Origin of the sequence: Pseudomonas neuropathica (assembly GCF_015461835.1) — a bacterium.
GTDB classification, from domain to species: domain Bacteria; phylum Pseudomonadota; class Gammaproteobacteria; order Pseudomonadales; family Pseudomonadaceae; genus Aquipseudomonas; species Aquipseudomonas neuropathica.
On record NZ_JACOPX010000003.1, the window covers coordinates 228,964 to 240,042 of the forward strand.

10 protein-coding genes and 1 pseudogene are annotated in these 11,079 nt (G+C 59.2%); 4 read left to right on the forward strand and 7 right to left on the reverse strand.

The features are described 5' to 3' along the window. The first annotated feature begins 141 nt into the window (after positions 1 to 141). On the forward strand, positions 142 to 1,572 hold the full coding sequence (gene sbcB / locus H8F23_RS04890; RefSeq protein ID WP_194933604.1) for an exodeoxyribonuclease I: 1,431 nt from the start codon (positions 142 to 144) through the stop codon (positions 1,570 to 1,572). 97 nt (positions 1,573 to 1,669) lie between these two features. Here the strand turns inward: sbcB and mvaT are convergent, their stop codons facing one another. Next, positions 1,670 to 2,047 (reverse strand): histone-like nucleoid-structuring protein MvaT, encoded by a 378-nt coding sequence (gene mvaT, locus H8F23_RS04895; protein WP_007912775.1) that lies wholly within the window; start codon positions 2,045 to 2,047, stop codon positions 1,670 to 1,672. A gap of 336 nt (positions 2,048 to 2,383) precedes the next feature. Here mvaT and purU point away from each other — a divergent pair, with 336 nt between their 5' ends. Together purU and H8F23_RS04905 are read left to right on the forward strand one after the other, a co-directional pair. Beyond that, positions 2,384 to 3,232, forward strand: a complete 849-nt coding sequence (gene purU / locus H8F23_RS04900; protein ID WP_007912774.1) for a formyltetrahydrofolate deformylase — start codon at positions 2,384 to 2,386, stop codon at positions 3,230 to 3,232. 84 nt (positions 3,233 to 3,316) lie between these two features. Continuing rightward, entirely contained in the window at positions 3,317 to 3,493 is a 177-nt protein-coding gene (locus tag H8F23_RS04905) for a hypothetical protein (RefSeq protein WP_194933605.1), read from the forward strand. A gap of 36 nt (positions 3,494 to 3,529) precedes the next feature. On the opposite strand, the gene H8F23_RS04910 is transcribed toward H8F23_RS04905, so the two are convergent. The 5 genes and pseudogenes from H8F23_RS04910 to H8F23_RS29200 all read right to left on the reverse strand — a co-directional run. Then, positions 3,530 to 4,525, reverse strand: coding sequence for a lysylphosphatidylglycerol synthase transmembrane domain-containing protein (locus tag H8F23_RS04910; RefSeq protein WP_194933606.1), 996 nt, complete (start codon positions 4,523 to 4,525; stop codon positions 3,530 to 3,532). Then, positions 4,522 to 5,298 carry a DUF2334 domain-containing protein gene (locus H8F23_RS04915; RefSeq protein ID WP_194933607.1) on the reverse strand — a complete coding sequence of 259 codons (777 nt, stop codon included), beginning with the start codon at positions 5,296 to 5,298 and terminating at the stop codon, positions 4,522 to 4,524. The genes H8F23_RS04910 and H8F23_RS04915 overlap by 4 nt, the downstream gene beginning before the upstream one ends. Then, positions 5,291 to 6,403 (reverse strand): glycosyltransferase family 4 protein, encoded by a 1,113-nt coding sequence (locus H8F23_RS04920; RefSeq protein ID WP_194933608.1) that lies wholly within the window; start codon positions 6,401 to 6,403, stop codon positions 5,291 to 5,293. Before H8F23_RS04920 ends, H8F23_RS04915 begins: the two co-directional genes overlap by 8 nt. A 254-nt stretch (positions 6,404 to 6,657) precedes the next feature. Then, complete coding sequence (locus H8F23_RS29195; RefSeq protein ID WP_371043227.1) at positions 6,658 to 7,422, reverse strand: methyl-accepting chemotaxis protein; 765 nt, start codon at positions 7,420 to 7,422, stop codon at positions 6,658 to 6,660. 93 nt (positions 7,423 to 7,515) lie between these two features. Next, positions 7,516 to 8,547: pseudogene (locus H8F23_RS29200) on the reverse strand (HAMP domain-containing protein); the annotation flags it as partial. Between the two features lie 190 nt (positions 8,548 to 8,737). Between H8F23_RS29200 and H8F23_RS04930 the strand changes: the two are divergent. Next, complete coding sequence (locus H8F23_RS04930; protein ID WP_194933610.1) at positions 8,738 to 10,225, forward strand: helicase HerA-like domain-containing protein; 1,488 nt, start codon at positions 8,738 to 8,740, stop codon at positions 10,223 to 10,225. A gap of 120 nt (positions 10,226 to 10,345) precedes the next feature. Here the strand turns inward: H8F23_RS04930 and H8F23_RS04935 are convergent, their stop codons facing one another. Beyond that, on the reverse strand, positions 10,346 to 10,801 hold the full coding sequence (locus tag H8F23_RS04935) for a DUF721 domain-containing protein (RefSeq protein WP_194933611.1): 456 nt from the start codon (positions 10,799 to 10,801) through the stop codon (positions 10,346 to 10,348). Positions 10,802 to 11,079: the final 278 nt, after the last annotated feature.

Here is an 11,079-nt window from a genome sequence, read left to right on the forward strand (position 1 = left end):
CGATGCTAGCAGCCTCTCGGGGGAAAACGACATAACTATGTATTGCACATCGTGAAGTGCGAAGTGTTTGAATGACGCGATGCTGGCCGCGAGCGCGGTCGAGCGCCTAGACTTTGCCGATCTTCAGTTCAGGAACCGCCCGTGACTTCAATCTTCTGGTACGACTACGAAACCACTGGCATCAATCCGCGTAACGACCGCCCGTTGCAAGTGGCCGGAATTCGCACCGACCATGCGCTCAACGAGATCGACGAGCCGGTCAACCTCTATTGCCAGCCCAGCGAAGACATCCTGCCGCATCCGGCGGCCTGCGCGATTACCGGCATCACCCCGAGCCAGTTGGCCGAAAAAGGCTTGAGCGAGGCTGATTTCATGACGCGGGTGCATGCCCAACTGGCGGCCCCCGGCACCTGTGGCGCGGGTTACAACACCCTGCGTTTCGACGACGAGATGACCCGTTACAGCCTGTATCGCAACTTTTTCGACCCGTACGCCCGGGAGTGGCAGGGCGGTAACAGTCGCTGGGATCTGATCGATGTGGTGCGCGCCGCCTATGCGTTGCGTCCCGACGGACTGGTCTGGCCGAGCGATGACGAAGGCCGGGTGACACTCAAGCTCGAACGCCTGACCGCCGCGAACAATATCGATCACGGGCATGCTCACGAAGCGTTGTCGGATGTGCGCGCGACCATTGCACTGGCACGGTTGATCCGCGAGAAACAGCCAAAACTCTATGACTGGCTGTTCCAGTTGCGCAGCAAGCAAAAGGTCATGGATCAGATTCGCCTGTTGCAACCCATGGTGCATGTCTCGGGGCGTTTCTCGGCGGCGCGCAGTTATATCGGCGTGGTGCTGCCACTGGCTTGGCACCCGAAAAACCGCAATGCCCTGATCGTCTGTGACCTGCATCTCGACCCGCAGGGTTTGCTCGATCTGGACGCGCAAACCCTGCGCCAGCGTTTGTACACGCGTCGTGATGATTTGCTGGAAGGCGAATTGCCGGTGCCGCTCAAGCTGATTCACATCAACCGTTGTCCGGTGGTGGCGCCGCTTGCGGTTTTGCGTGCGCAGGATCAGCAACGTCTGGGGCTGGACATGGCGCTTTATCAACAGCGAGCACTGCGGCTAACTGACGCACAGCAAGTTTGGAAAGATAAAGTTGCAGAGATTTATGTCAGCGAAGATTTCATTCCGAGCGAGGATCCGGAACAACAGTTGTACGACGGATTTATCGGTGATCGCGACCGACGTCTATGTGAGCAAGTGAGGAGCGCTGACCCGGCACAACTAGCGCAAGAGCAATGGCCTTTCGATGACGAACGTTTGCCTGAATTACTCTTTCGATATCGCGCACGCAACTTTCCCGAGACGTTGAATTTCGAAGAGCAAGAACGCTGGAGAATATTTTGTCAGCAGCGTTTGTCCACGCCTGAGTGCGGCGCACCGAATACCTTGAAATCTTTTACCGAGGCGGCCGAGCAATGGTCGATTAATGCCACGCCGATGCAGAGTGAGGTGCTCAATGAATGGCAGAATTATGTCCAGGCATTGCGCAAACGTTTGAATCTTTGAAATCGAACATGACCGGGCTTAAATCCCGGGCATAAAAAAACGCCAGCATTCGCTGGCGTTTGTTTTTTCGCGGATCGCTCTGCGAAGACGTTGCGGCTTAGCCCAGCAGGGTAGCCCAGCCTTCAACCACGTCACCGCCCCACTTGGCTTTCCACTCTTTCAGAGTTTTGTGGTTGCCACCTTTGGTTTCGATGACTTCGCCGTTGTGCGGGTTTTTGTATTGTTTAACTTTGCGAGCACGCTTGGTGCCGGTAGTTTTTACTGCGCCGCCGCGTACTGCTTTGGTTTTAGCTTCCGGATCCAGCAGCGCGATGATGTCACGCAGGGATTTGGAGTATTCGCCCATCAGGGTGCGCAGTTTGCCTTCGAATTCCAGCTCGGCTTGCAGTTTGTCGTCTTGGGACAGGTTCTTCAAACGGGCTTGCAGCTCTTTGATGGCTTCTTCGGTGGCGCGATATTCGTTGATCAAGGACATGATTACTACCTTAGTAGAGTGCGGGATGGCAGGGGGACAGTGCCGCAATAATAGTCAGGCTGTTTCATCAAGTAAACATTTAACCGGGGTTTTTATTTAAATTAGTTACGAGAAACTGCTCTCTATTGAATATTCAGTTAAATAGTGTGATCGAGTCATCACAGATATTCACAGTTGTCTGATCAAGCGATCCCGCAGGATCAGCACCAGTCTGATGGTTACTCATCAAGAATCCGTCGCACTGAGCCTGGCGCCTCCCGTTGCTGATCAATACTGCAGTTTTCCTGCGCAGCCGCTAGAATGGCGGCCTTTGCGAAGTTCTGGAGTTTCCCCCTCATGCGCACTTTTCGGCTGGTGATATCTTGCCCGGACCGCGTTGGCATTGTTGCCAAAGTCAGTAATTTTCTGGCAGCCCACAACGGCTGGATCACCGAAGCGAGCCACCACTCGGACAACCAGGTGGGCTGGTTCTTCATGCGTCACGAAATTCGTGCCGATTCGCTGCCTTTCGGTATTGAAGTGCTGCGCGAGAAGTTTGCGCCGATTGCCGAAGAGTTCTCGATGGACTGGCGCATCACCGACACCGAGCAGAAAAAACGCGTTGTGCTGATGGCCAGCCGCGAATCGCACTGTCTCGCGGACTTGCTGCACCGCTGGCACAGCGATGAACTGGACTGCGAAATCTCCTGCGTGATTTCCAACCACGACGACCTGCGCAGCATGGTCGAGTGGCACGGCATTCCTTATTACCACGTCCCGGTCAATCCGCAGGACAAGCAACCGGCCTTCGACGAAGTGTCGCGTCTGGTCAAGCAGCATGATGCCGAAGTGGTGGTGCTGGCGCGTTACATGCAGATCCTGCCGCCAGACATGTGCCGCGAATACGCGCACAAGGTCATCAACATTCACCACAGCTTCCTGCCGTCGTTCGTTGGTGCCAAGCCGTATCACCAGGCGTCGCTGCGTGGCGTGAAGCTGATCGGCGCGACCTGCCACTACGTGACCGAAGAGCTGGATGCCGGCCCGATCATCGAGCAGGACGTGGTGCGTGTCAGCCACAGTGACAGTATCGAAGACATGGTGCGTTTCGGTCGTGATGTCGAGAAAATGGTGCTGGCTCGTGGCCTGCGTTATCACCTCGAAGACCGCGTGCTGGTGCACGGCAACAAGACTGTGGTGTTCTGATCTCAACCCCATGGGCTTGAAAAACCAAGGGTCTGGGCGTTCAATCGTCCAGACCCTTTTTCATTTCAGCTGTGAGGATAAGCCATGGCCGATCCACTGGACAAAGCCACTTCCAAAGCGCCGGCGACGTTGGGCGAAGGGTGTTTGAGTCGATATGATCCCGAGGACATGAGCCCGGAGGATGGCACCGAGTTTCCCGGCGCTGCGCAGCTGTGGGAACAATTGCAAGAGAAGTCCGACGACAACAAAGACGATGCCTGAAGCGCGATCATGCAGGCGCAGGGCGCGACCGGACAATCAAGCCTGCCTCACCTTCATCAGTTTCCTCAACAGCGGCCGGCCCAGCATCAACAAAAACACCGGCCCCCCGACCAGCAGATAAAAGTAATACGTCACCACCCGCCAAATCAGAATCGCCGCCGCAGCGGTGGATTTCCCCACCATCGGCGCTAACAGTGCCGCCGACGTCAGCTCCGCCGCCCCCGCGCCGCCCGGCAGCAGGCTGAATTGCCCGGCGCCTAGCGAAAGCATCTGTACCAGAAAACTCCACGCCCACTGCAAGTCCGCGCCCAGGCCGCGTAACGCCAGGTACAGCACGCTGTAGCGCAGCAACCAATGCACACACGTCAGGGCAAATACTTTGATCAATGTTTGCCAGGGCAACTTCAACGTATCGGTAAACGCCGCGAGAAAATGCAGCAACTTGCGCGCCCAGCGACGGCGGGTACTGGCCCTGACGTTCATCCTTGCCAGCAGGCGACCGCTCAGGCGGATCAAGGTGCGGTGATAGCGCGCGACCAGCACACAACTGAATAAACCGCCGAACAGCGAAATCGCGCTGACGGTCAGCAACCACTCGAGGCGATCGCTGAGATGCTGGAACAGCGCATAAATCAAAATGCCGCTGAGGGCGCAGAGAAAGAACAGCAAATCGCTGAGCTGATCCATGGCAAACACCGCGCTGCCCCGCGCCGGCCGCACGCCGGAGCGGGCCAACAGGGCCATGATCGTCAAGGGCCCGCCGCTGCCACCGGGAGTCGCGCAGTAGGCGAATTCGGCGGCCATCACTACACCAAGGCTTTGCAGCGGCGTGACGCGCTCGCGCTGATCACCGAGTAGCAGGCGCAGACGCAAGGTATTGATGCCCCAGCAAAGCAGGATCATGCCGAACATGATCAACAGCCAGTGCAACGGGAAACTCTGCAGCCGCGCCCAGGTGTCGCCGCCACCCAGCACAACCGGAATCAGCACCGCCGCGAGCAGGCCGATCAGCAAGAGAATGCCGCGACTCATGCGGCGCTTCCCAGTTGACCGCGCTGTTGGGCGAGCCAGTGGATTTTGGTCATCGGTACGCGTCCTTCGCTCAGCAGTCGTTCGAGGGTGTGCAGCCAGTAATCACGGGAAAAACCGTGGCGCATGTCAACGGGATGCAAGCCTAGACGAATCATCGGCGCCCGACGCCAACGCTGTTGCCGTTGCTCGCTGACAATCTTCGACAGGCCCCTTCGCCAGGCGCTGCGAGCGCTCCAGACCAGACCCGGCGCATCGATCGCGGTGAAATCCGGCAACCGATACAGATGCTGCGGATCGCTGGTGTAGCACAGGGGCAACTCGCGCAGGGCCTGGCGGGTGCCTTCGCTCATCAACCACGCCGGGGCAACGAAACCGTGCAGCGGCCAGTCGTGGCGCTGGAAGACTTCGATGCCGGTGCGCAGGCGGGCGAGGGCGGTTTCACGGGACAAACGGTAAAACTCGCCTTCATGGGTGTAAACGCGGCGCATGAACCAGTCGTGCGGCGCCGTCGGGCCGGGCTCCTGGTCATCGTGGAAATAACCGTGCAACGCCAACTCATCGCCACGGGCGACGCGCTCATCGAGCCGTCGGCAAAATGCCGGGTGATCGTCGAGGGCGTTGTGCCGGTGGAAATTCGGAACGACCAACCACGTCATCGGTACGTTGCCCAAGGCGTCGACGGCCTCGACAAACGGCTGGTAATCCGCCCACGTCGACGGAGCGACGTCGTGCAGCACCAGCAAGACGGCGCGGTTGTTCATCGATTCAACCATTGGCCACCTTGGGCAGCGTATGTCCGAGTACGGCGTGATAGTGGCCCAACAAACTGTCGACCACCGTATCCCACGCATAGTGGGTTTCGACATGCTGGCGCGCCTGTGTGCCAAGTTTGCTACAGCCGCGACTGAACAGTTCGCGCACGGCATTGGCCATCGCTTGCGGGTTGTTCGGTGCGCACAGGAGGCCGCAGGAATCAGTGACGATCTCTTCGAAAGCCCCGGCGGCCACAGCCACCACGGGAATGCCGCAGGCCATGGCTTCGAGGATCACCAGGCCGAAGGTTTCCTGGTCGCCGGCATGCAGCAAGGCATCGGCACTGGCCATCAACTGCGCGACGCGTGGCGCGGGGCAGAATTCATCGATCACGCTGACATTGGCCGGCACTGCGGTGGGCATCGACGAACCGACCAGTAGCAGGTGATAGCGCGGGCCGAGTCGTTGCATGCATTTGAGCAATACCGGCAGGTTTTTCTCTTTCGAGCCGCGCCCGGCAAAAATCAACAGCCGGGTGTCTTCGGCGATGCCCAGTTCTGCACGCAGTTGCGGGTCGCGGGCTTTGGGGTGAAAGGTTTGCAGGTCGACGCCCAGCGGTTGCACGAACACATTGCGTACACCGAGGCTGCTGAGCTTGTCAGCCATGATCTGACTGGGCGCCAGAACCCGATCGAAGTTGCCGTAAAGCCTGGTGACATACGCCTCTATATTCGGTGTGACCCAATGGCCCATGCGATTGCCGATCAGCAAGGGCAGATCCGAGTGATAGAAACCGATTACCGGCACATCCAGCTGTCGTCGCGCATCAAGGGCGGCCCAGGCGGTCAGATAAGGGTCGCCGACTTCGATCAGATCGGGCTGTAAATCCTGCAGGACGTTTCGCCATGGCGCGAGGCGAAGGGGGAATCGATAGCCTTTGCCGAAGGGCAGGGCGGGGGCGGGAACCGTGTAAACGCCGTCGTGTTCGCCGAAGTGGGCACCGGGAATCAGCAGGCTGTGGCGGGTGCCGGATTTGACTCCGAGCCGGCGGTGTTTGGCATCCAGATAAGTACGCACACCGCCGCTGGCCGGGGCGTAGAACATGGTGATGTCGGCGATATGCACGGTGATCAACCCTCCGTTGCGTAGTTCTCCCTTGGTTGACCTTTATCAAGAATAGATGTTCGGTCGGGATTGCGCGGCCCCCTCACTAGCCCTCTCCCAGAGGGAGAGGGGACTGACCGAGGTGGATGTTGGAGATACGCCGACCTGAGAGGCCTGAGTCGAACACAGGTTTTGAATAGCACGAAGATCGGCTCCCTTTCCCCCTCGCCCCCTTGGGGGAGAGGGCTGGGGTGAGGGGGTAAGGCTCTTGATCTTCAGATGCGGAAACTGCCAACCAGTTGTTTCAGACGCGAAGCCTGCTGCTCCAGGTCCGAACACGCGCGCAACGTCGCCTGCAAGTTCTCCACGCCTTCCTGGTTCAGCGTGTTGATCTCGGTGATGTCGACGTTGATCGACTCCACCACCGCCGTCTGCTCTTCGGTCGCCGTGGCCACCGACTGGTTCATCCCGTCGATCTCGCCAATGCGCTGGGTCACGCTGTTCAAGCGCTCCCCGGCAAGGTTGGCGATCTCGACGCTGTCCTGACTGTGACGCTGACTGTCGCTCATGGTGCTCACCGACTCACGGGCGCCGACTTGCAGCTCCTCGATCATGGTCTGCACCTGTTGCGCCGATTCCTGGGTGCGGTGCGCCAGATTGCGCACTTCATCCGCCACCACGGCAAAGCCCCGGCCGGCTTCACCGGCACGTGCCGCTTCAATGGCCGCGTTGAGCGCCAGCAGGTTGGTTTGCTGGGAAATGCTGGTGATCACTTCGAGAATCTGGCCGATGTTCACGGTTTTGCTGTTCAGCGACTCGATGTTGCTGCTCGACGCGCTGAGCATGCTCGACAGTTGATTCATCGCCTTGATGCTGCGATCCACCACTTGCTGGCCGTCTTCAGCCAGACCGCGCGCGTCGCTGGCCTGATTTGAAGCTTGGGCGGCGTTGCGAGCGATTTCCTGCGCCGCGGCGCCGAGCTGGTTGATCGCTGCGGCGACACTGCTGGTGCGTGAGGCTTGCTGATCAGAGTTGTACATCGACGAGTTCGATGCCGCGACCACGCGCAGGGCGACTTCGTTAACCTGGCCGGTGGCCGACGACACTTCGCGGATCGAGCCGTGAATGCGCTCGACGAAACGGTTGAATGCGGTACCGAGTACACCAAATTCATCGTTATTGACGATGGTCAGGCGTTTGGTCAGGTCGCCTTCGCCATCGGCGATGTCTTCCATGGCGCGGGTCATCACGTGTAGCGGCTGGATCAGAATACGGATCAGCATGCCAAGCAGGGCGATGATGATCGCCACCGCGATCACGGTGGCAATCACCGCCGAGGTGCGGAACTGGCTGAGCATGGCGAATGCCTGGTCTTTATCCACCGACAGGCCGATGTACCAGTTCACCGACGGCAGGCCTTTGATCGGCGCGAAGGTGACGATGCGGGTTTTGCCGTCGACGGTGACTTCACTGAAGTCACTGCTGATGCGCGGCGTGTCCTGTGGATAGGCTTCTTTCAGTGATTTCATCACCAAGGCCTTGTCCGGGTGCACGAGGATCTTGCCGTCGGCGCTGACCAGGAACACATAACCCATGCCGTCGAAATCCCGGGCGGCGAGGGTGTCGACCAGCGATTGCAGGCTCAGGTCGCCGCCAACCACACCGACGCTCTGGCCGGCCTTTTTCGAGGCAGTGGCGATGGAAATGATCAACTGGCCGGTAGCGGCATCGATGTACGGTTCGGTCAGGGTCGAGGTGCTGCTGCTCTCTGCACCTTTATACCAAGGGCGCACGCGCGGATCGAAACCGTCGGGCATCTTGGTGTCCGGACGGATGGTGAAGTGCCCGGTGGCATCGCCCAGATAGGTCGCCATGAACGTCGAGGTCAGGCTTCTCTGTTCCAGCAGACTGGCGACGTTGGCGGGCTCGGGATTGATGGCGATATTCTGGGCAGCGTTCTCGACCAGCAGAATGCGGCCGCTGAGCCAGGTCTGGATATTGCCGGCAGTGACCTCGCCCATCTCGTTGAGATAGTTGTTCAGGTCATCGCGGATCGCGTTGCGCTGCAACCAGTCGTTGTACAAGGTAAACGAGGCGAAGGCGGCGATGACGATGAGGGCGGCGGCAAGCAAAATTTTATGGCTGAAGCGCAGATTTTTGTTCATGGCTTGGGGTTCCGCTAAGGTCTTAATGTCCAGGGCGTGCTTTTATAGAGGCGCGCAAAATGGGCAAGGGTGAAAACAAGCTGATATTTCCGTCTCTCCTTAGGGAAATGTCCGGCCTGACTTGTGGTCGGGGTCTCTCACTCCTCTTTATCGGCCATGCGCAATCAAAGATTAACCATTGGGTGACAAAATGCCTGACTCCTCGCAACTCGTAATCGGCGCTGATCTCGCAGGCCAACAGATCGCTCAGGCCATGCGCCTGGCCAACCGCCACGGACTGGTCGCGGGCGCCACCGGTACCGGTAAAACCGTCACTTTGCAGCGTTTGGCCGAGGCGTTCAGCGACGCCGGGGTCGCGGTATTTGCCGCCGACATCAAGGGTGATCTATGTGGCCTCGGTGCGGCGGGTAATCCGCAGGGCAAGGTGGCCGAGCGCATTGCCGGGATGCCGTGGCTCAACCACAAGCCGCAGGCCTATCCGGTGACCTTGTGGGACATCCACGGCGAGTCCGGTCATCCGTTGCGCACCACGTTGAGCGAAATGGGCCCGTTGCTGATCGGCAGCCTGCTGGAACTGACCGATAGCCAGCAATCGGCGCTTTACGCCGCCTTCAAGGTCGCCGATCGCGAAGGCCTGTTGCTGCTGGACTTGAAGGATCTGAAAGCGCTGCTCAATCACCTCAAGGAAAACCCGCAGCTGTTGGGCGAAGACGCGGCGCTGATGACCACCGGTTCCAGTCAGGCGCTGCTACGCCGTCTGGCGATCCTTGAGCAGCAGGGCGCCGAAGCCTTGTTCGGCGAACCGGCACTGCAACTTGAAGACATTCTGCAACCGACCGCCGATGGTCGCGGGCGCATTCATTTGCTCGATGCCAGCCGACTGGTGCACGAGGCGCCGAAGGTCTATGCGACATTCCTGTTGTGGCTGCTGGCTGAACTGTTCGAGCAATTGCCCGAGCGCGGCGATGCCGACAAACCGCTGCTGGCGCTGTTTTTTGATGAGGCGCATTTGTTGTTCGGCGATACACCGAAGGCCTTGCAGGAGCGACTTGAGCAAGTGGTACGGCTGATCCGTTCCAAAGGCGTTGGTGTGTATTTCGTCACGCAGTCGCCGGCGGACTTGCCCGATGACGTGCTGGCGCAACTCGGCCTGCGCATCCAGCATGGCTTGCGCGCCTTTACCGCCAAAGAGCAGAAATCCCTGCGCGCGGTGGCGGACGGCTTCCGACCGAATCCGGCGTTTGACAGCCTTTCGGTGCTGACTGAGTTGGGGATTGGTGAGGCGCTGGTCGGCACGCTGACCGAGAAAGGCACGCCGGAGATGGTTCAGCGCGTGCTGGTCGCGCCACCGCAATCGCGAATCGGGCCGCTGACCGAGACCGAACGAACCGTGCTGATTGCCGGATCGCCGTTCAAGGGCCGCTATGACAAGCCGATAGATCGTGAGTCGGCGTATGAAATTCTGATGGGGCGTAAAGGGCTGGCGCCTGACGCGGAGGCACCCGCCGGCAAGCCTGCGGTTGAAGAACCAAGCCTCGCCGACAGGGCCGGAGAGTTCCTGGGTACCGCTGCCGGCCAAGCGCTGAAATCCGCCATGCGCCAGGCCGCCAATAACCTTGGCAAACAACTGGTACGCGGCTTGATGGGCTCTTTACTCGGTGGCAGCAAACGGCGTTAAAACCTGTGGGAGCTTGCTCGCGAAGGCGGCCTGTCATTCAACATAGATGTCGTCTGACACGGCCTCTTCGCGAGCAAGCTCGCTCCCACATTGGTATTGCATGAAGATTCCGAAAAGAAGTCAGGACTTGGCTTTGGCGTGCGCCGCCAGTCGTTCCAGTGCCGCGCGCAAACCCGGATCAGTGATCCCGTCCGCCGTGGCCTGAATCGTCGCCGCTGCATCCGTCGACAAATCCATCGTGTGTCCGGCCGCTCCGCGTTGAACGGTCGGCGGCTGCACCTTGAACAGAATCCGCGTCAAACTGGCGAACTCATCAAACATCTGCAGCTGCCTCTGCAAGCGTTTTTGCTGATAACGCAGACGTGTGGCCCAATGGCCATCGGTGACAATCAGCAACAGACTGCCCTCACGCCACGACGCTACATGGCAATGTTCACGGGCGGCGGGTTGCAGTTGGCTCTCGAGCAGACGCTGCAAATGCCCCAGTCGTTGGGCATGGCCGAGGATGGCTTTGAGCGGCTTGGCTTCGCGCAGGAGAACGGCGGGTGCTCTGGCCGTAAGAGGGCGAAATGCCATGATCGAACACCTGAAGTAACAGAAACGCCATGGTAGCAGAAAGGCCGAAATCACTCGCCCATTGCTTTTGCCCTCGCTTTGCCCATTAAATCAATGACTAACTTCTGCCTTGTATGACTTGAAGTTGAGCAAAACGCCCCTATTTTAAGTGAGCCCCGTCAAAGCGCAGTGCCAGCATCGTGGAACATCGCCACTTTCCTCACTTCCGTTTCCGGGTAGAATGCTCGTTCGCATGCGGCCATGAGGGCTGCACGGGCGACGCTCACGGGGCCGCCCTC